We start from the raw sequence: 18,105 nt of genomic DNA, 5'->3' as shown, positions 1-18,105 counted from the left end.
GTGACGCGGGGCGCAGAGTCCACTAACCCACGCCCTGCCCGGCTGATCGACGCGTCGGGGTCAGCGCGCCGCGTCGACCGCGCCGCGCAGGAGCTCCGCGAGACCCGCCGGATCCTCCTCCTGGGCGTTGTGCCCCGTCGACAGGGTCTCGATGCTTGCCCCGGGCACGCGCCGGGCGAAGTCCGCGGCATCCGGTGCCGTGACGAATCCGCGCTCGCCGCGTACGAGGGTGACGGGCTCGCGCACGGCCTCGAGGTCGTCCCATCCCGTGCTCGCGAGCACCGCGCGCACGGCATCGGGGGTCGAGGGGTCCGCTCCGGCGTTCACCGCGGCGGCGGCGAGGTGCGCGAAGTGGTGCTTCCACTCCACGCGGCCGTCGGGGCGCACGCGCGAGTTGAGGAAGACACCCCGCGTGGCCGCCTCGCGCGAGCCGCCGAGGCCGAACGACAGGGCGCGCTCGACGAGCTCGTCGCGCGAGGCCCAATCGGTCGGGCCCGCGAAGAAGGCGCGGATCTGCGCGGGGCCCGCGCTCGGGTCGACGCCGGGGGTGATGTCGACGATCACGAGACGCGACACGAGGTCGGGGCGCGCAGCGGCGACGGCTGCGGCGGTGAGGCCGCCCAGCGAGTGTCCGACCAGCACCTGCGGACCGCTCGTCCACGCCTCGAGGGCGGCGATCACGTCGGGGGCGAGAACGCGCGCCACGTATGCGGCGTCGTCGCGCCACGACGAGTCGCCGTGCCCGGGGAGGTCGAGCGCGAGCGCGGGGACGCCGAGGTGCAGCAGCGTCGTGTCCCACGTGTGGGCGTTGAGTCCCGCCCCGTGCAGCAGCGTGATCGCCGGATCGGCGTCGCCCCACCGCAGGGCGCTCAGCCGGCGGTGGTCGGCGAGGGTCAGGTCGACGCGTTCGACGGCGGCGACCTCGCGGCCGAGATCGGCGGCCTGGGCGGGAAGGAACGAGAACTCGTCGAGCTCGGGCATCCGTCCAGCCTGTCACCGCGCGGCCTCCGCCGCCACCGCCGTCGCGTTGCCGTACCGCCGCGGGGGAAACCCCGGGTGAGCGGATGCCGTGGACTCGGCGAACGCCACGCCCCGGCCCCGCGGGGTCGCCGTAGGCTGTGGCCATGGGCGAAGAACGGCGCGTGCACCTGTCGAAATCGGCTCCCGAGGCCTACGCGGCGCTGCGCTCGTTCTCGACGACCGTCGGGCGCCTCGCCGCTGAGGCGGGCATCGACGCGCGGCTGCGCGAGATCGTGCAGATCCACGCCTCGCAGCTGAACGGCTGCGCCTACTGCGTGCGCGTGCACGTCGATGCCGCGGTCGCCGCCGGGCTCGACGCCGACGTCATCGCGCAGATCGCCACCTGGCGCGAGTCGGGGGTCTTCGACGAGCGCGAGCGCGCCGCGCTGGAGCTGACCGAGTCGTTCACCTTCATCCACGAAGACGGCATCCCCGACGAGGTGTACGACCAGGCAGGCGGCATCCTCAGCGAGCAGGAGTACGTCGCGCTCAGCTGGGTGCTCGTGGCCATCAACGCCTTCAACCGCGTCGCCATCGCCGGTCGGTACCCCGTGCCGCCGCGCCCCTCGGCCCGTGCCGCCCCGCACGTGCACGCGGACGGCACCGCATGACCGGCTCGCTGGTCTCGGGGGCCTCGAACTTCCGCGACGTCGGAGGACTCCCCGCAGGTGAGGGCACCACGCGCTCGGGGGTGCTCTTCCGCTCGGGCAACCTCGTGCAGGTCGACGACACCGGCATCGCGGATCTCCGAGCCCTCGGCATCCGCCGCATCATCGATCTGCGCGACGAGGCCGAACTCGCGAACGATCCGAGCCGGTTGGACGACCTTCTCATCGAGGTGCAGCACGAGCCGCTGTTCCTGGGATCGGTCGCGTCGTTCTTCGAGCGCGACGTCAGCCTCGAAGAGCTCTACTCCTCCATCGTCGACGACTCGGCCGACCGCGTGGTCGCCGTGGTGCGCGGCATCCTGACCGCCCAGCCCGTGCTCGTGCACTGCACCGTCGGCAAAGACCGCACGGGAGTCACGATCGGGGTGGCGCTCGCCGCGGCGGGCGTCGACCGCGAGGCCGTGATCGCCGACTACGCGCGCACCGAGCAGTTGCTGCCGGTCGCACGCACCGAGCGCGTGCGCGCCGCGATCCGCGCCCTGCACCCCGACAACGTGCACGCCGACGAGCTGGCCACGCGGTCGCCCGCGCGCGCCATGCGGGCGCTGCTCGATCGCCTCGACCGCGAGTTCGGGTCGCCCGCGGGCTATCTCCGCGCCCACGGCATGACGGATGCCGAGCTCGAGCGGTTGCGCGAGGTGCTGGTGGCATGATCCACGCGTGGATCATCAGCCGACACCAAGGTTAGGCAACCCTTCACTGAGGGTATAGTGGGGGTCATCATGGCCACCTCCACCGAGCACAACGACGCCGCCTGCCGCGCGTCGCGGCACACCCGCGTCCAGCACCTCGTGACCGCCGACGAGAACTCGCTCGCCGAACTCGAGGCCCTGCTCGCCACCCTGCCGATCTGCTCGACCGGCCGCGTGTTCATCGAGGTGCCCGACGAGTCGTGGATCGGCCGCATCGCCGCCCCCGCCCGCATGACGCTGAGCTGGCTCGACCGCTCGCGTCGCGGCGGCGCCCCCGGCACCGGTCGCGGCTGCGCTCCGGGCGAGGCCGTCACCCGTGCGGTGTCGGGCTGGGCCGGAGAGATGCTCTGCTGCGACGACGACGCCACCCGCGTCGTGCTGCTCGGCGGCTACCTGGGCACGGCCGAGATCGTCGACGAACTCGTCGCGCGCCACGGCGTCGACCCGCAGGCGATCCACACGCCGGAGCGCTTCGGTCTCTCGACCGCCCGCTGACGGGGACCGGGCCCTTCGACGAGCTCAGGGACCTGTGCGTCGCGGGGTGGCTGAGCCTGTCGATGCCACCGGGGCCTTCGCGAGTACCGGGCCCTTCGACAAGCTCAGGCACCTGTGCACCGCGCGAGGTGGCTGAGCCTGTCGAAGCCACCGGGGCCTTCGCAGGTACCGGGCCCTTCGACAAGCTCAGGGACCTATGCTGCGCCAGGTGGCTGAGCCTGTCGAAGCCACCGGGACAACCGCGGGTACCGGGCCCTTCGACAAGCTCAGGGACCTCTGCTGCGCCAGGTGGCTGAGCTTGTCGATGCCACCGGGGCCTTCGCGGGTACCGGGCCCTTCGACAAGCTCAGGGACCTATGCTGCGCCAGGTGGCTGAGCCTGTCGAAGCCACCGGGGCCTTCGCAGGTACCGGGCCCTTCGACAAGCTCAGGGACCTGTGCACCGGGACAACCGCGGGTACCGGGCCCTTCGACAAGCTCAGGGACCTGTGCACCGGGCCCTTCGACGAGCTCAGGGACCTGTGCGTCGCGGGTCGCGTGCCGCGCGGCGGTTCAGCTGCCGCGCGGTACGTAGTTGCCCTCGACGAGCCCCGCCTCGATCTCGAAGCGGTTACGCAGGGGATCGCGCCCGGCCAGCCCGTAGAGCAGCGGCATAAGGAAGCCGTACCGCTGCCACTGGCGCTTGTGCACGGCCTCGTGGCCCAGCACGGCGTCGCTCGGGCGGTCGTCGCCGGTGAGGAAGCATCCGCCCACGCATACGCCGCCCCGCGGGAACGCCCACGACGGCAGCCCGCGGAACACCCAGAGCCCGTGGCGCTTCTCGATGCGTCCGGTGCTCCAGATCGAGCCCCACACCCATCCGACCGTGCAGCCGTACCAGTAGCCCACCCGGCTGACGCGGGAGTCGAGCAACGCCGCCGGGATGAAGCGGTCGAACCGGCGACCGCGGGCCACGGCCGTGTCGGCGCGCTCGCGCCATCCGGCGGGCGGGCGGGCGATCGGGCTCACGCGAGGGCTCCGATCAGTCGCAGGATCGTGCCCAGGTCGTCGACGGCCGCGGCGGGCGACGCGGGCGAGAACTCCGTCAGGGTGGCTCCCGCGAGCGGCGTCGTCTCTTTCAGGCGACGAATGGATGCCACGAGGTCGGCGGTGCGGGCGCCGAAGGGAACGGCCTGCGCGACGCCGCCGATCTCGGCCGGGTCGAGAGCGTCGAGGTCGACGTGCACGTGCACGCGGCTGGCACCGGTCGCGGCGACCGCGTCGGCGAGGGCGTCGGGGGAGGAGAGCTCGTCGGCAGAGACGACCGTGATGCCGTGCGCCGCGACGAAGGCCTCTTCTTCGGGATCCCACGCGCGCGTGGCCACCAGCACGAGGCGCGCGGGGTCGATCCCGGGCTCGAGGCGCAGCAGCGGCTCACCCTCGCCCACGATGCCGCGCAGCACCATGCCCGTGAAGGCACCGCTGGGGGAGGAGTCGGGGGTATTGAGGTCGGGGTGCGCGTCGATCCAGACGACCGCGAGATCGTCGCCGGCCACGGCGGAGACGGCCCCGAGGGCGACGCCGCAGTCCCCGCCGACCACGATCGCCGTCTCGTCGGCCGAGCGGACGGCGTCTTCGATGCGCTGCCGCATGCGCACCAGAGCGCTCATGCGGTGGATCCGCGAGCCCTGCGCGTCGCCGGCCTCGGTCGGGGCCTCGAGCAGGGTGGTCGCGGCACGGGGGAGGTCGCCCGCGACGGCCTCGGCCCCGTCGACCAGCTGCATCGCGCGGGACGACGACGAGCCCTGCCACTGCGGGGCGACGATGAATCGGGTCATGGGCGGCTTCCCTCGCACGTGTGACGAGAGTGCACCGCCCGGGGTCCGGGCGATGCACTCTCGGGTGTCTGTCAGACCTGGTCGGGGCTCGGTGCGTCGATCGCGGCGCGCTGGGGGCCGCCGACCTTCAGCGCGGCGAGGCGCGCCTCGACCTCGGTGAGCTCGCCCACGTCTTCGAGGGCGTTGAACTGCGCGTCGATGCTCGAGGCGGCGAGCTCCTGCTTGCCGGCGGCGAGGGCCTCCTCGCGGCGGATCTTGTCTTCGAAACGGCCGAGCTCGCTCGTGGGGTCGAGCACGTCGATCGACTTGACGGCGTCGTGCACCTTGTTCTGGGCCTCGGCGACCTTGGCGCGGGCGAGCAGCTCGCTGCGCTTGCCTCGCAGCTGCTCGAGCTTGCCCTTCATACCGTTGAGGCCGTCCTTGAGCTTGTCGACGACCTCGGTCTGCGAGGCGATGGTCGGCTCGGCCGCCTTGGCCTCGCTCTCGGCGGTGATCTGACGCTGGAGCGCGATCTTGGCGAGGTTGTCGAACTTGTCGGCCTCGCTCGCGTTGCCGGAGGCGCGCAGCTCGTCGCCCTTGCGGCTGGCGGCGAGGGCCTTGTTGCCCCATTCGGCGGCTGCCTGAACGTCTTCCTGGTGGTCGCGCTCGAGCAGGCGCAGGTTGCCGATCGTCTCGGCGATGGCCGACTCGGCGTCGGCGATCGAGTTCGAGTAGTCGCGGACGAGCTGGTCGAGCATCTTCTGCGGGTCCTCGGCCTGGTCGAGGAGCGCGTTGATGTTCGCGCGGACGAGGGTCGAGATGCGACCGAAGATGGACTGCTTGGCCATGCGGGGTGTTCCTTTCAGAAGGCGACGATGTCGAGTCTGGTGGCGGTTGCTACGAATTCTCTGTGATCGGGCGATGCTCCGCGAGGGGGTGGATCAGCGGCGTCCTCCTCGTCCGCCCCCGGCACGATTGCGGCCTCCGCCGGAGAACCCGCCGCCCCCGCCGCTGCGGGAGCGACCGCCGCCGGAGAACCCGCCGCCGAAGCCGCCGCCGCCGCTGCGGGAGCGACCGCCGCCGGAGAACCCGCCGCTCGAGCGCCCCGAGCCGGAGAGGCCTCCGCCCAGTCCGCCGAGCACGCTGCCCAGGCCTCCTCCGCCGAAGCCGCCGCGGCGTCCGCCGCCCAGCACCGAGTTGACGGCGATGCCGCCGAGGATGGCGCCCATCAGATCGCCTCCGCCGCCACCTCCGCCGAAGCCCCCCGAACCGCCGAAGGCACCGACGTCGTTCTGGGCGAGCGAGCTCGCGTCGCCCGCCAACTGCGCGGCGCGCTGCGCGGCGGTCAATGCCGTGACGGGGTCGGTCTGTCGCATCTGCTCGGCCTGCACGAGCGCCGCGCCCGCCTCGGCCAGGCGCGTGCGGGCGGTCGGTCCGATGGCACCGCGGCGCGCGGCGATGAAGTCCTCGGTGGCGCGCACCTGGGCACGCGCCTGCGTCAGCGTGGCCTCGAGCTGCGCCTCGGCGCGGCGACGGCGTTCGGCCTCGTCGCGAGCGGCGTCGAGTACCGCGTCAATGGTGCCGTTCGCCTGCTGCAGGGACTGCACGGCGCGGAGGGGGTCGGTGCGGGCACCGCTCGCGGCGGCACGCGCGGCGTCGAGTTGGGCCCGCGTGGAGGCCATGGCCTGGGCGATGCGACCGTCGGTATCGGGGAGCGCCGCCGCGGCGGCGAGGTCGCCCTCGACCTCGGCCCGAAGGGACGCCGCGGTCTGCTGGGCCTCGGCGAGGTCGGTGCCGAGCGTCGTGATCGCGCGTTCGAGGGTCTCGGCCTGAGCGACCGCCGCTTGGGCGGCGCGGATCGCCAACGCAGCCTCGCCCGTGCGCCCGGCGGTGAGGGCGGCATCGGCTGCGGCCTCCTGCTCGGTCGCCAGGGCGAGCCGCGCCCGCGCCTGCGCGGGGTTGTCGGCGATGGACGCGAGCGCCTCGGCGGTGAAGAGGGTCGCGAGCCGCGTGCTCTCGGCGTCGGCGGCGGTCAGGGCCTGCTCGGCGGCGGTGCGTCGCTCGCGTGCCGCAGCCAGGGCGGCGGGGGCGTCGGCCTCGAGGGCGCGCAGCTCGTCGAAGGCCGCGGCCTTGGCGTCGAGGGCCTCGTCGGCCGAGGTGCACAGGCGCAGGATCTCGGCGTAGCCCGCGCGCTGCTGCTCGGGGGTCTCGGGGGTGCTGTCGTCGAGCTGCTGCTGAATCGAGAAGGCCCGGTCGAGATCGGCCTTGGCCTGGGCGAGCACCTCGATGAAGGGCGCCGCGGCCTCGTCGCCGAACTGAGCGCGGGCGAATCCGAGCTCTTGCTCGCTCGTCTTGACCGCGTCGTCGGTGGCGACGAGGGCCGATCCGGCGCGGCGGCGCAGCTCGTCGACGCTCTCGGCCGGGGCAGCGGTCGATCCGCCCTGTGCGGCGGCGCGACGTCGTCGCACCGCGAAGAAGATGAGACCGCCCGCGATGGCGAGCAGCAGCACGCCGACCAGCACGACGGGGACGATGGCCGGGCCGCTCTGGGTCGCGGGGGTCGGCGGGGGAGCGGGCTTGTTGCCCCCGGCCTGGGCGTGGGCGGTGCGGATGCCGTCGGCTGCGGCGATCGCGGCACCGGCGTCGTCGCCGGCCTCGAGAGCCGGTTGCACGCGGTCCTGCTCGATCGAGGCGAGTTGGTCGGCGGAGAGGTCCCCGCCGTCGACGTCGCCGGAGAGGTAGTACTCGAAGGTGTCGCCCTGGATCGCGATCGCCAGGAGGTACTGGTGGGGGCCGAGGTTGTTGCGGTTGGCGGCCTCGTTCGCCCAGTCGGCCGCGCTGGTGGGATTGGTGAACGAATCGACGTAGACGACCCACATGTCGAGGCCCGTCTGGTCGGACAGGGCGAGCAGTTTCGCCTGCACCTCTGCTTCTTGGGCGTCGGTGAGCGCGTTCACGTCGTCGAGCACGAAGCTCGAGCCCAGCGACGGCGGCGGCACGGCCGAGGCGCTCAGCGGCGCCACGACCACGCCGATGAGCGCGAGCATCACGACGCAGATCGCACGAGCCAGCATCGGCTTTCGCATGCATCCCCCTTCGGCGGCCGGAGGTTCCACCCTACAAACGACCGCCGACACCGGGGAAGGAGCGGCGCGTCCGCTGTCAGCGCACGCGGGCGCCGCCTAGGCTCGAACGCTCGGAGGTACACCATGGACGACCGTTACGGCACCGACGTGCTCGCCCGCGGGTGGCGCGACGCCGGACGCATCACGCCCGCCGAGGTCGCGGCATCCGCCGATCTCGTCGTCGAGGTCGCCGGCAGTGACTTCGTCGGGGCGGTGACCCGCATCGACGGCATGAACGTCGAGCTCGAAGACCGCTTCGGCAAGCGCCGGCTGTTCCCGCTCGGCGGGGGCTTCCTCGTCGACGGCAAGCCCGTGGTGTTGAAGGCTCCCGCGGCCGCGCCGAAGGGGCGCACGCGCACGGCCTCCGGCTCGTTCGCGGCGGCCGACCAGCGCGCGCGCACCGCCCGCGCGAGCCGCATCTTCGTCGAGGGCAAGCACGACGCCGAACTCGTCGAGAAGGTGTGGGGCGCCGACCTGCGCGCCGAGGGCGTGGTCGTGGAGTTCCTCGAGGGCGTCGACCTGCTCGAAGAGAAGCTCGACGCCGAGCCGCCCACCGCCGAGCGCCGGTACGGCGTACTCGTCGACCACCTCGTGCCGAACTCCAAGGAGTCGCGCATCGCCGAGAAGATCGCCCGCGGCCGCCACGGCGCGCACGTGCGCATCGTCGGACACCCCTTCGTCGACGTGTGGCAGTGCGTCACCCCCCGCGCCCTCGGCATCGCCGCGTGGCCCGAGGTACCGCGCGGCATCGAGTGGAAGGTGGGCGTCTGCCGCGCCCTGGGCTGGCCCGCCGAGGAGCAGGCAGACACCGCCCGCGCGTGGCAGCACATCCTGTCGAAGGTCACCACTTTCCGCGACCTCGAGCCGGCCCTGCTCGGCCGCGTCGAGGAGCTCATCGACTTCGTGACCGTCCCGTGAGCGGCCGCAAGGTGCCCGTTCGTCACATTCCCGGCGACCGTCCCTCTAGCCTGGACGGCATGGACACCGCCGCGCCTGTCTTCCGCGACAAGCCGGTGTCGTTCGTGCGGCGCAGCGGCCGCATGTCGGAGGCGCAGGATCGCGCGTGGGCCGAGCTCTCGCCGTTCTACCTGCTGCCGGTCAAGCGCGCAGCCGCCGAGACCAGCGTCAAGCCGGGCACCGCCGTCGACCCCGCCGCCGTCTACGGCCGCACGGCCCGCCTGGTCGTCGAGATAGGCTCCGGCCAGGGCCACCAGATCGTCTCGGCCGCCGCCGCTCACCCCGACACCGACTTCCTCGCCGTCGAGGTGTTCACCGCGGGGCTGGCCCGCACCATGCTCGACGCCGACCGCGAGGGCGTGGAGAACCTCCGCCTCGTCGAGGCCAACGCGCCGGAGGCGCTCGAGCACCTGCTGCCCGCGGCATCCGTCGACGAGCTGTGGGTGTTCTTCCCCGACCCGTGGCACAAGAACAAGCACACCAAGCGCCGTCTCGTCGCCCCCGCGTTCGCGCGCATCGCCGCGCAGGCGATCCGCCCGGGCGGCACTTTGCGCCTCGCGACCGACTGGCAGGACTACGCCGACCAGATGCGCGACGTGCTCGACGACGCCCCCGGTTTCGAGCGGGCATTCGACGGGGACTGGGCCGAGCGGTTCGAGGGGCGCGTGCTCACCGCCTTCGAGCAGAAGGGTCTGCGCGTCGGCCGCGACATCCGCGACCTCACCTACACGCGGGTTTCGCCGTGACCGCGCACACCGCGGTGCCGGTCCGCGAGCGTTCCACGTGGACGCCCAAGCTGATCCCGGCGCTCGCGGTGTGCCTCGCCGCCCCCGCGCTCTTCGTCGTGCAGATCGTGTGGCTCGGGTGGATCCTGCTCGCCCTCGCCGTGGCATCCGCCGTGCTCGTCGACCGCCTGGGCGGCGTCGCCCTCGCGCGCGGCGAGGAGCCGAGCATCGCCCGCGATGTATCGCTCATCGCGATCGGGCAGTTCATCGTCAGCCTGATCCCGCTGCACGCCGAGCTCGACAACCCCGCGTTCGTGCGTTTCACCCTCGCCCTCGGCGGGGCCGTCGTCGTGCCGTACGTGGTCTCGCGCTTCGTCTACCGCGACTACGCCATCCGTTTCCCCTGGCGCGGGGGAGGCCGCTGGACCTGGTGGCAGTGGGCGTGGCTCGGCGGAGTCATCGTGCTCGGCTACCTGATCCTGCCGTTCTACTTCATCACCTCGGGCGTCTACCGCAACTGGCCCGAGGTGGTCACGGGCGACCTCATCGCGCGCCTGTTCGTCGGTGTCGGCGCGGTGGGCATCTGGGACGAGCTCTTCTTCATCTGCACGGTCTTCGTCCTGTTGCGCCGGCACTTCCCCGACCTCACCGCCAACCTGCTGCAGGCGGTCGTGTTCGTGTCGTTCCTGTGGGAGCTCGGCTACCAGGCGTGGGGCCCGCTGCTGACGATCCCGTTCGCGATCGTGCAGGGCTTCCTCTTCTTGAAGACCCGCTCGCTCTGGTACGTGGTGACCGTGCACCTGCTGTTCGACGCGGTCGTCTTCGGAGTCCTCGTGCACGCGCACAACCCGGATTCGGCATCGATCTTCCTCATCTGATCCCGGATGCCGCGGTGCCCGGGTCCTGCCCAGGTCGGCTCGCTACCCTGGAAGACGGACGCCGACCCGCGTCCCCGGACGACGGATCAGTACCCGGACTGCGACAAGACTGGCCAAGGAGCACCGTCATGTCGTGGATCGTCCTCATCCTGTCCGGAATCCTCGAGGCCGTCTGGGCCACCGCCCTGGGGCGCTCGGAGGGCTTCACCAAGCTCTGGCCGAGCGTGATCTTCGGCGTCGCCCTCGTCGCATCCATGGGCGGTCTCGCCTTCGCGATGCGCGAGATCCCGACCGGCACCGCGTACGCGGTCTGGGTCGGCATCGGTGCAGCCCTCACCGTCGTGGTGGCGATGATCGGCGGCACGGAGGCGGTCTCGGTGGTGAAGGTGCTGCTCGTGCTCGGTCTGGTGGGGTGCGTGATCGGCCTGAAACTCGTGGGCGACACCCACTGATCAGGCCATTTCGCCGAAAGTCAACCGGAGGGAACGTTCGGTTTCATCCGGTACGATCCGACCCAATTGCACTTGTCCGGGCCAGACACCGTCGTCACTCGCCCATGTCTTCCCCTGTGAAAGGTTCCGAGTGAGCGCACCGCCGAGCGAGCTTGCCCCCGCGACCCGCCCGTCACCCGTCATCGGGCGACAGCGCCGCCTTGATCGCGTGCGCGATTCGCGCCTCGGTCGTGCCCTCGTCCAGTACGGGCGCGACGTCATGCGCAAGCCCGAGGGCGTCGTCCCGGTCGAGCGCGGTGCCTTCACGAAGGTCCTGATCCTCTGGGCCATCGCCCGCGTCGTCAACTTCGGCATGCTGTGGGGCTTCTACTCGATCGCCAAGGCCGCGCGCTGGGGCTTCGGGCCCGACAGCGAGCGCCTCGGCACCTTCTGGGACTACCTCACCGGGTGGGACGCCGACCGCTACGGTCAGATCGCCGCTCAGGGCTACCCGATGTCGCTGCCCATGAACGTCTCGGGTGACATCCTCCCGAACAACTGGGCGTTCCTCCCCGTCTGGCCGACCATGATCCGCGTGATCTCCGGGGCCACCGGTCTCGGGTGGCAGCCGGTGTCGGTGATGATGAGCCTGGGCGCGAGCCTCGGCGCCACCTGGCTACTGTTCGTGCTGATGCGCACGGTCACCAAGCCGCAGGCCGCCTGGTGGGCGCTGGTGTTCTTCTCCTTCGCCCCGATGTCGTTCCTCTTCGTCATCGGGTACAGCGAGGGCCTGTTCATGCTGCTGATGTTCGCGGGCATGCTGCTCGCCATCAAGCGGCGTTACCTGTGGATCCTGCCGATCGGGCTCGTCACCGCGTACACGCGGCCGGGCGTGCTCGCCCTGGGGCTCGCGCTGGGCATCGTCTTCCTCGTGCGCTTCTTCCGCCGCAAGGTCGACCCGTTCCCGATGCGCGAGTGGGCCTCGCTCATGGCGTCGGGCCTCGTGATCGCCGTGGCGGGCCTGTCGTGGAACCACATCGCGCAGTACGTCACGGGGACCCACAACGCCTACATCCGCACCGAGCTCGGCTGGTGGCTCGACTACGTCGGCAACGACGAGTTCACGCCGTTCACGCCGTGGTTCCGCCAGGCGGGAACGCACCTCGGCTTCGTGGGCATCGTTCTCGTGATCGCTCTGCTCGTCGCGTTCGCGGCGCTCATGTGGTCGCGGCCGGTGCGCAAGCTCGGCCTGATGGTCGTGACCTACGGCTTCAGCTACGGCGTCTACATCTTCGCGGTGTTCCTGCCGCAGCAGAGCACGTTCCGACTCCTCATGCCGATGGCGCCGCTGCTGGGCGACGAGCGGTGGTCGTCGACGCCGCGCCGCCGCACGGCGATCCTGGTCGGATGCCTCGTGCTGCAGGCCGTGGCGATCCTGCTGCTGTGGACCCGCGGCAACCCGTGATCCTCATCTGAACGGACGAAAAAGGGCGGTGCCGGAAGGCACCGCCCTTTTCCACGTCGTCGGTCGGTCAGTCGGGGCGCCCGCCCGGGTCCACCGCGTCGATCGTGTCCTGCTCCACGGCGTTGTCGGCGTCCATCTCGGCCGATCCCACGGCTTCGGCGTCGTCGGTGGCGAAAGCGCCGGGTTCGGAGTCATCGGTTGCTCCGCCGTCGCGGCCCGCCGAGGCCACGGCATCCGGTGACGACGTCCCCGCGCTCGGTGCCGGATTCGGCTCGGCCGGGGAAGGGACGGTCGGTTCCGTCGGCGTCGGGGCGAGCGGCTCCGACGGGTTCGGCGGTGTGGGCTCGGACGGGGTCTGGGGGAAGGACGGAGTGCTCATGCCCCGACTCTCGGCGCTGCGAGACGATGGCGCGAGCCCCTTTCGCTTCGGACGGCCGCGGTGTAACCGCCGACCAGTAGGCTTTCCCGGGAACCAGATCGGGGGAACGACGTGTCCACAGCACACGATGTGAGCAGGCGTGAGGCGATCGCGCAGTACCGCCTCGTCGGCGAACCCTCCGAACCCGACCTGCAGGGTCTCGTCGAGCTCGCCGCCACCGTGTGCGGAGTGCCGACGGCGGTCATCAACATCATCGACGACCGCATGCAGCACCAGGTCGCGGCCGTCGGCATCCAGGCCGCGTCGTGCGCGCGGGAAGACTCGATGTGCGCGGCCGTCATCAGCACCCCCGGTCGCGTTGTCGTCCCCGATGCCCGACTCGATGCCCGCTTCGCCCAGAACGCCTTCGTCACCGGCGAGATCGCGTTCACGCGCTTCTACGCCTCGAGCCCGCTCATCACTCCGGCCGGGGTGGCCATCGGCACGCTGTGCGTCTTCGACACCGAGGTCGGAGAGCTGTCGGATGCCAGTAGTCGGGCCCTCGATCTGCTCGCCCACCAGGTGATCGACGTGCTCGAACTGCGGCGGGCGCAGCGCGATCTCATCGAGTCGAACGAGCAGCTCGAGCACTTCGCGGTGCAGATCAGTCACGACCTGCGCAACCCGCTGACGGCCCTGGCCGGCTTCCTCGAGCTCGCCGCCGACAGCCCCGAGATGGTCGACGCCCCGCGCGCGGCGCAGTCGCTCGCGCGCGCGGAGGCCGCCGCCGGCCGCATGACGTCGATGGTCACCGACCTCCTCGACTTCGCGCGGATGGGCGGGGCGCGACCGCACATCACCCAGGTCGACGTCGCCGAGACGGTCGACGCCGTGCTCGAAGACCTCGACGGCGTCGTCGTGAGCGCCGGGGCCGAGGTGACGGTCGACACGTCGACCCAGGTCCGCGCCGACGACACCCTGCTGCGCGTGCTGCTGCAGAACCTCATCGCCAATGCCGTGAAGTTCACCGTCGCCGCCGACCGGGTCCCGCGCATCGTGATCAGCGTCGAGACCCTTCCCGACGGCTGGCGCGTGAACGTCGACGACAACGGCGACGCGGTCTCCGAAGACCAGCGCGAGCGGGTGTTCGAACCGATGCAGCGCGGTCACGGGGCCGAGGTGCAGGGCATCGGCATCGGTCTGGCGACGTGCCGGCGCATCGTCGAGGCGCATCGCGGCTCGATCGGCCTCGACGAGTCTCCCGCCGGTGGCACGCGCGCGTGGTTCGTGCTGCCCGCTGCCGCCTGAGTCCGTTATCCCGCGACGCGCCGGGGCGCAACCTCCGTGCCACGAGTGCGGACGGAGCCGTAGCGTAGGCCGTGCCGGGCGCGAGCCCGCCCCCGCCGACGAGGAGGAGCGACCCATGGCCCGCAATGTGCGCCTCCTGCGCTGCACGCCCGACGACGTGTTCCGCGTCTTGGCGAACGGCTGGCTGTACCCGCTGTGGGTGGTCGGCACCTCTCGCATGCGCGACGTCTCGGAGCAGTGGCCCGCCGAAGGGGCGACCCTGCATCACTCGTTCGGGTCATGGCCCCTCGTGGTGAACGACACGACGGTGATGCGCGAGTGGGACCCGCCGCGCCGCGCGGTCCTCGAGCCGCACGGCGGACCGATCGGCATCGCCCGCGTCGCGATCGACGTGAGGGCACGGGGTGACGCGTGCGTCGTCCGCATCCAGGAGGAGCCGGTGACCGGCCCGACGAAACTTCTGCCCGACACCGTGTTCGACGCGATCACGCGCTACCGCAACGCCGAGACGCTGCACCGGCTCGCCTACCTCGCCGAGGGCGGGGCGCCCGAAACCTCGGGCGGCTCTGCGGCGGCGGGCTTCGCATCCACCGCCGAGAGGGAGCCGATCCAGCGATGAGCGAGAGTTACGACGCCGTCATCGTCGGGTCGGGCCCCAACGGGTTGGCTGCGGCGGTCACCCTCGCCCGGGCGGGCCTGTCGGTCGCCGTGTACGAGCGGGCCGAGACCTTCGGGGGAGCGGCCTCCACGGCCGAGCTCACCCTCCCCGGATTCCGCCACGACGTCGGCTCGGCGGTGCACCCGCTGGCCCTGGAGTCGTGGTTCTTCCGCGAGTTCGGACTCGAGCGCCGCGTGCCCCTAATCGTGCCCGAGGTGTCGTACGCGCACCCGCTCGACGGCGGGCGCGCAGGCCTCGCCTACCGCGACCTGGCCCGCGCGGCCGACGGGCTGGGCGTCGACGGCCCCGCGTACGAACGCCTCATGCGCCCTCTGGTCGAGCACCTCCGCGGGGTCGCCGACTTCACGGGCAATGCGCTGCTGCGCATTCCGGGCGATCCTCTCGCGGCCGTGTTCTTCGGCCTGCGCGCGCTCGAGCAGGGCGGTCCGTGGTGGAACGCGAGGTTCCGCGACGACGTCGTGCCCAGCATGATCACCGGCGTCTCGGCGCACACGATCCTGCACCAGCCGAGTCTCGCCGCGGGTGGGGCCGGCCTGGTGCTCGCGACGTACGGGCACGGACGCGGCTGGCCGATCCCCGTGGGTGGCAGTCAGTCGATCGCGGATGCCATGATCGCCGACATCCGCGCGCACGGCGGAGTGCTGCACGCCGGTGTCGAGGTCACCGCGCTCGACGAACTCCCGCCCTCGCGCGCGGTGCTGCTCGACACCACTCCGCGTGCACTGGTGACGATGGCGGGGGAGCGGATGCCGGAGCTGTACCGCCGTCAGTTGGAGCGCTTCCGCTACGGCGGCGGCGTGGCCAAGGTCGACTTCGCCCTCTCGGATCCGGTGCCGTGGGCCCACCCCGACGTCGCCCGCGCGGGGACGATCCACATCGGCGGCACGCGCGCCGAGATCGCGGCGGCCGAGAACGCCGTCGCCCGCGGCGCACTGCCCGACGCGCCCTACGTGCTGGCTGCCCAGCCCACGCTGTTCGACTCCACCCGGGCGCCGGAGGGCAAGCACGTGCTCTGGGCCTACACGCACGTGCCGTCGGGCAGCCCGGCCGATCGGGAAGAGGCGGTCGTTCGCCAGATCGAGCGCTTCGCCCCCGGCTTCCGCGACACGGTGCTGGCGTCTTCGTCGCGCACCGCGACCGACATCCAGGCGTGGAACCCCAACTTCCCCGGCGGTGACATCTCGGCCGGCGCTCCGAACCTCACGCAGTTGCTCGGGCGTCCCGTCTACAGCCCCGACCCGTGGCGTACCCCGATGAAGGGCGTCTACCTGTGCTCGTCGTCGACCAGTCCCGGGCCCGGCGTTCACGGTCTGGCCGGATGGCACGCGGCGTTGAGCGCTCTGCGCCACGAGTTCGGCACGCGCCTGCGACCCGACCTCGCTCCCCGCGACGACCAGCTGCACGCGGCGGCCTCCTCGGCGTCGTAGCCGTGCCCGAGGGCGACAGCGTCTTCCGGCTGCGGCGACGACTCGACGCCGCCACCCGGGGAGTGCGCATCGCCGACGGCGAGCTCCGCTCGGGCAACGCTGCGGGCAGGAGCCTGGCGGGTCTCGGCATCCGGAGCCACGACACCCACGGGAAGCACCTGCTGACGCGGTTCGACGACGGGTCGACGCTGCACACCCACCTGCGGATGCAGGGGAGCTGGACGATCACCCGCGCGGGCCGGGCGCTGCCGACCGCCGTGCGCGAGAAGGCGCGCGTGCGGTTCCGCCTCGACGACGGGCGCGAGGTGTGGGGCCTCGATCTCCCCGTGGTCGACCTCGTGCCCACGGCCCGCGAGGTCGACGTCGTCGGCTTCCTCGGCCCGGATCCGCTGCGCGACGACTGGGACGCCGCCGAAGCCGTGCGGCGCCTCTCGGTGCACCCCTCGCGGCCCTTCGTCGCGGCGCTGCTCGACCAGTCGCTGATCGCCGGCCTCGGCAACCTGTGGGTGAACGAGCTCGCCTTCCTCCGCGGCATCCACCCCTTCGCACCCATCGGGGCGACCGACCTCGACGCGCTCGTGGAGCTGGCGGCGCGGTGCCTGCGCGTCTCGGCGACGGTGCCCGGGATGTATCAGGTGACCACGGGGAACGCGCGCAAGGGAGCGTCGCACTGGGTGGCCGGTCGAGCCGGGCGGCCCTGCCTGCGCTGCGGCACGCGCGTGCGCGTGCGCGATGAGGTGGCGAACGATCCCGAGCAGCGTCGCACGTGGTGGTGTCCGCGGTGCCAGCCGATGCCCGAGGGGCCCGATGTCGGAGGTTCCGGGTAGAACGGAACCATGGCCGTCGAACGCGAGAACCTGTTGCGGGTCACCCGCATCTACGCCGAAGACGCCGCTCTCGAGCTCGAACGCGGGCGCGAGATCGTGGCACGCTGGCCCGAGGCCGACATCGTGCCGATCACCTCGCACTGGCAGATCCCCGAGGTGCACGGCGACGAGACCAACGTCGCCCGGTGGGTGCGCATCAAGACCGAGGCGCTCGTGCTCGGGGTCAAGAAGAGCGTCGTCACGCGGGTGAACGGCCGCTCGGCGGACTTCATCGCGCCGTCGCTCTCGAACGGGTGCGCGATGGCCTGCAGCTATTGCTACGTTCCGCGACGCAAGGGCTACAGCAACCCCATCACGGTGTTCGCCAACGTCGAGCAGATCTCGCGCCACCTCGCGCGCCATGTGGCGGCGCGCGGGGCCAAGACCGAGCCGAACCAGTGCGACCCCGACGCGTGGGTGTACGACATCGGCGAGAACGGCGATTGCTCGGTCGACGCGATGATCAGCGAGAACGTCCGCGACGTGTGCGACCTGTTCCGCATGATGCCGACGGCGAAGGTGTCGTTTGCGACGAAGTTCGTCAATCGCGATCTTCTCGCGTGGGATCCCGCGGGTCGCACCCGCGTGCGGTTCTCGCTCATGCCGGCCGGCACGGCCCGCGTCACCGACCTGCGGACCACGCCGATGTCGGAGCGCATCGCCGCGATCAACGACTTCGTCGACGCGGGCTTCGAGGTGCACGTCAACTTCTCGCCCGTCATCCTCACGCCCACCTGGCTCGCCGACTGGGAGCAACTGTTCGACGAGCTCGACGCGGCGCTGCACGCGCGCGCCAAGGCGCAACTCGCGTGCGAGATCATCTTCCTCACGCACAACGAGGCGCTTCACGAGGTCAACCTCGGGTGGCACCCGAAGGGCGAAGACCTGCTGTGGACGCCCGAGGTCCAAGAAGAGAAGGTGTCGCAGAACGGCGCGACGAACGTGCGTTATCGCCACCCGCTGAAGGCGCAGAGCGTCGCCGCGCTGACGGAGCTGGTGGCGCGCAAGCTGCCGTACTGCCGGGTGCGCTACGCCTTCTGACGACGCGTTGCGGCGGTCAGCTGATGTCGCCGGCGGGCGAGCCCTCGGTCGTCGCCGCTTCGTCGGCGTCGTGCTGGGCGGCCGCGCCCTCTTCGGGCGATTCGCTGCCCGCGCCGGCGGAATCATGGTCGGGCGTGCTCTTGTCGTGGGTGGTCATCGCTTCTCCTCGCGTTCG

The 18,105-nt window shown here is 71.8% G+C and carries 20 protein-coding genes and 1 riboswitch; of the genes, 13 read left to right on the top strand and 7 right to left on the bottom strand.

The window, feature by feature from the left end; translation table 11 throughout:
• Positions 1-60 precede the first annotated feature (60 nt).
• Positions 61-981 (bottom strand): alpha/beta fold hydrolase, encoded by a 921-nt coding sequence (locus tag FS769_RS01935; protein WP_144828687.1) that lies wholly within the window; start codon positions 979-981, stop codon positions 61-63.
• A 143-nt stretch (positions 982-1,124) separates the two neighbouring features.
• On the opposite strand from FS769_RS01935, the gene FS769_RS01930 reads away from it, so the two are divergent.
• From FS769_RS01930 to FS769_RS01920, 3 genes are all read left to right on the top strand, one after another.
• Entirely contained in the window at positions 1,125-1,631 is a 507-nt protein-coding gene (locus FS769_RS01930) for a carboxymuconolactone decarboxylase family protein (RefSeq protein ID WP_144828684.1), read from the top strand.
• Positions 1,628-2,341 (top strand): tyrosine-protein phosphatase, encoded by a 714-nt coding sequence (locus FS769_RS01925; RefSeq protein ID WP_144828682.1) that lies wholly within the window; start codon positions 1,628-1,630, stop codon positions 2,339-2,341. The genes FS769_RS01930 and FS769_RS01925 overlap by 4 nt, the downstream gene beginning before the upstream one ends.
• Before the next feature lie 69 nt (positions 2,342-2,410).
• Positions 2,411-2,875 carry an SIP domain-containing protein gene (locus tag FS769_RS01920; protein WP_144828679.1) on the top strand — a complete coding sequence of 155 codons (465 nt, stop codon included), beginning with the start codon at positions 2,411-2,413 and terminating at the stop codon, positions 2,873-2,875.
• Positions 2,876-3,426: 551 nt separating this feature from the next.
• Here FS769_RS01920 and FS769_RS01915 read toward each other — a convergent pair.
• From FS769_RS01915 to FS769_RS01900, 4 genes are all read right to left on the bottom strand, one after another.
• Positions 3,427-3,882, bottom strand: a complete 456-nt coding sequence (locus tag FS769_RS01915) for a Fe-S oxidoreductase (protein ID WP_144828676.1) — start codon at positions 3,880-3,882, stop codon at positions 3,427-3,429.
• Positions 3,879-4,691, bottom strand: a complete 813-nt coding sequence (locus FS769_RS01910) for an arginase family protein (protein ID WP_144828674.1) — start codon at positions 4,689-4,691, stop codon at positions 3,879-3,881. Before FS769_RS01910 ends, FS769_RS01915 begins: the two co-directional genes overlap by 4 nt.
• 71 nt (positions 4,692-4,762) lie before the next feature.
• Positions 4,763-5,518 carry a PspA/IM30 family protein gene (locus tag FS769_RS01905; RefSeq protein ID WP_144828671.1) on the bottom strand — a complete coding sequence of 252 codons (756 nt, stop codon included), beginning with the start codon at positions 5,516-5,518 and terminating at the stop codon, positions 4,763-4,765.
• 93 nt (positions 5,519-5,611) lie between these two features.
• The gene (locus tag FS769_RS01900; protein ID WP_260979668.1) at positions 5,612-7,756 is read right to left on the bottom strand and encodes a YgcG family protein; all 2,145 of its coding nucleotides are present in this window, start codon (positions 7,754-7,756) and stop codon (positions 5,612-5,614) included.
• A gap of 123 nt (positions 7,757-7,879) precedes the next feature.
• Between FS769_RS01900 and FS769_RS01895 the strand changes: the two genes are divergently transcribed.
• The 5 genes from FS769_RS01895 to FS769_RS01875 all read left to right on the top strand — a co-directional run bounded on the left by FS769_RS01895 (position 7,880) and on the right by FS769_RS01875 (position 12,251).
• Positions 7,880-8,713, top strand: a complete 834-nt coding sequence (locus FS769_RS01895) for a DUF3097 domain-containing protein (protein WP_144828668.1) — start codon at positions 7,880-7,882, stop codon at positions 8,711-8,713.
• Positions 8,714-8,772: 59 nt separating this feature from the next.
• Entirely contained in the window at positions 8,773-9,498 is a 726-nt protein-coding gene (gene trmB, locus FS769_RS01890; RefSeq protein ID WP_144828665.1) for a tRNA (guanosine(46)-N7)-methyltransferase TrmB, read from the top strand.
• Positions 9,495-10,355, top strand: coding sequence for a CPBP family intramembrane glutamic endopeptidase (locus tag FS769_RS01885; RefSeq protein ID WP_186325388.1), 861 nt, complete (start codon positions 9,495-9,497; stop codon positions 10,353-10,355). The genes trmB and FS769_RS01885 overlap by 4 nt, the downstream gene beginning before the upstream one ends.
• A gap of 53 nt (positions 10,356-10,408) precedes the next feature.
• A riboswitch (guanidine-III (ykkC-III) riboswitch) is annotated at positions 10,409-10,473 on the top strand.
• A 10-nt stretch (positions 10,474-10,483) separates the two neighbouring features.
• The gene (locus tag FS769_RS01880) at positions 10,484-10,807 is read left to right on the top strand and encodes a multidrug efflux SMR transporter (protein WP_144828662.1); all 324 of its coding nucleotides are present in this window, start codon (positions 10,484-10,486) and stop codon (positions 10,805-10,807) included.
• A 208-nt stretch (positions 10,808-11,015) separates the two neighbouring features.
• The gene (locus FS769_RS01875) at positions 11,016-12,251 is read left to right on the top strand and encodes a mannosyltransferase family protein (protein WP_144828659.1); all 1,236 of its coding nucleotides are present in this window, start codon (positions 11,016-11,018) and stop codon (positions 12,249-12,251) included.
• Between the two features lie 67 nt (positions 12,252-12,318).
• Here the strand turns inward: FS769_RS01875 and FS769_RS01870 are convergent, their stop codons facing one another.
• Positions 12,319-12,630: a hypothetical protein gene (locus FS769_RS01870; protein ID WP_144828657.1), complete on the bottom strand. Its 312-nt coding sequence runs from the start codon at positions 12,628-12,630 to the stop codon at positions 12,319-12,321.
• A 129-nt stretch (positions 12,631-12,759) separates the two neighbouring features.
• On the opposite strand from FS769_RS01870, the gene FS769_RS01865 reads away from it, so the two are divergent.
• The 5 genes from FS769_RS01865 to FS769_RS01845 all read left to right on the top strand — a co-directional run bounded on the left by FS769_RS01865 (position 12,760) and on the right by FS769_RS01845 (position 17,930).
• A complete protein-coding gene (locus FS769_RS01865; RefSeq protein WP_230704343.1) occupies positions 12,760-13,917 on the top strand; it encodes an ATP-binding protein in 1,158 nt (385 codons plus the stop codon).
• A 115-nt stretch (positions 13,918-14,032) separates the two neighbouring features.
• Entirely contained in the window at positions 14,033-14,536 is a 504-nt protein-coding gene (locus tag FS769_RS01860) for an SRPBCC family protein (protein ID WP_144828652.1), read from the top strand.
• Positions 14,533-16,023, top strand: a complete 1,491-nt coding sequence (locus FS769_RS01855; RefSeq protein ID WP_144828649.1) for an NAD(P)/FAD-dependent oxidoreductase — start codon at positions 14,533-14,535, stop codon at positions 16,021-16,023. Before FS769_RS01860 ends, FS769_RS01855 begins: the two co-directional genes overlap by 4 nt.
• Before the next feature lie 2 nt (positions 16,024-16,025).
• A complete protein-coding gene (locus tag FS769_RS01850; RefSeq protein WP_144828646.1) occupies positions 16,026-16,850 on the top strand; it encodes a DNA-formamidopyrimidine glycosylase family protein in 825 nt (274 codons plus the stop codon).
• 9 nt (positions 16,851-16,859) lie between these two features.
• Complete coding sequence (locus FS769_RS01845) at positions 16,860-17,930, top strand: spore photoproduct lyase family protein (protein WP_144828643.1); 1,071 nt, start codon at positions 16,860-16,862, stop codon at positions 17,928-17,930.
• A 16-nt stretch (positions 17,931-17,946) separates the two neighbouring features.
• Here the strand turns inward: FS769_RS01845 and FS769_RS16730 are convergent, their stop codons facing one another.
• Positions 17,947-18,087, bottom strand: coding sequence for a hypothetical protein (locus tag FS769_RS16730; protein ID WP_186325387.1), 141 nt, complete (start codon positions 18,085-18,087; stop codon positions 17,947-17,949).
• Between the last annotated feature and the right edge of the window lie 18 nt (positions 18,088-18,105).

It is taken from the genome of Microbacterium sp. BH-3-3-3, assembly GCF_007679045.1.
GTDB classification, from domain to species: domain Bacteria; phylum Actinomycetota; class Actinomycetes; order Actinomycetales; family Microbacteriaceae; genus Microbacterium; species Microbacterium algihabitans.
This window is presented reverse-complemented; position numbering and strand designations above follow the sequence as displayed.

What these genes read in the sequence shown, in the direction of transcription:
- trmB (WP_144828665.1), top strand. Translation starts at nt 8,773, where the DNA reads ATGGACACCGCCGCGCCTGTCTTCCGCGACAAGCCGGTGTCGTTCGTG.
- FS769_RS01880 (WP_144828662.1), top strand. Translation starts at nt 10,484, where the DNA reads ATGTCGTGGATCGTCCTCATCCTGTCCGGAATCCTCGAGGCCGTCTGG.
- FS769_RS01860 (WP_144828652.1), top strand. Translation starts at nt 14,033, where the DNA reads ATGGCCCGCAATGTGCGCCTCCTGCGCTGCACGCCCGACGACGTGTTC.
- FS769_RS01935 (WP_144828687.1), bottom strand. Translation starts at nt 981, where the DNA reads ATGCCCGAGCTCGACGAGTTCTCGTTCCTTCCCGCCCAGGCCGCCGAT.
- FS769_RS01895 (WP_144828668.1), top strand. Translation starts at nt 7,880, where the DNA reads ATGGACGACCGTTACGGCACCGACGTGCTCGCCCGCGGGTGGCGCGAC.
- FS769_RS01870 (WP_144828657.1), bottom strand. Translation starts at nt 12,630, where the DNA reads ATGAGCACTCCGTCCTTCCCCCAGACCCCGTCCGAGCCCACACCGCCG.
- FS769_RS01930 (WP_144828684.1), top strand. Translation starts at nt 1,125, where the DNA reads ATGGGCGAAGAACGGCGCGTGCACCTGTCGAAATCGGCTCCCGAGGCC.
- FS769_RS01900 (WP_260979668.1), bottom strand. Translation starts at nt 7,756, where the DNA reads ATGCGAAAGCCGATGCTGGCTCGTGCGATCTGCGTCGTGATGCTCGCG.
- FS769_RS16730 (WP_186325387.1), bottom strand. Translation starts at nt 18,087, where the DNA reads ATGACCACCCACGACAAGAGCACGCCCGACCATGATTCCGCCGGCGCG.
- FS769_RS01855 (WP_144828649.1), top strand. Translation starts at nt 14,533, where the DNA reads ATGAGCGAGAGTTACGACGCCGTCATCGTCGGGTCGGGCCCCAACGGG.
- FS769_RS01905 (WP_144828671.1), bottom strand. Translation starts at nt 5,518, where the DNA reads ATGGCCAAGCAGTCCATCTTCGGTCGCATCTCGACCCTCGTCCGCGCG.
- FS769_RS01845 (WP_144828643.1), top strand. Translation starts at nt 16,860, where the DNA reads ATGGCCGTCGAACGCGAGAACCTGTTGCGGGTCACCCGCATCTACGCC.
- FS769_RS01920 (WP_144828679.1), top strand. Translation starts at nt 2,411, where the DNA reads ATGGCCACCTCCACCGAGCACAACGACGCCGCCTGCCGCGCGTCGCGG.
- FS769_RS01910 (WP_144828674.1), bottom strand. Translation starts at nt 4,691, where the DNA reads ATGACCCGATTCATCGTCGCCCCGCAGTGGCAGGGCTCGTCGTCGTCC.
- FS769_RS01925 (WP_144828682.1), top strand. Translation starts at nt 1,628, where the DNA reads ATGACCGGCTCGCTGGTCTCGGGGGCCTCGAACTTCCGCGACGTCGGA.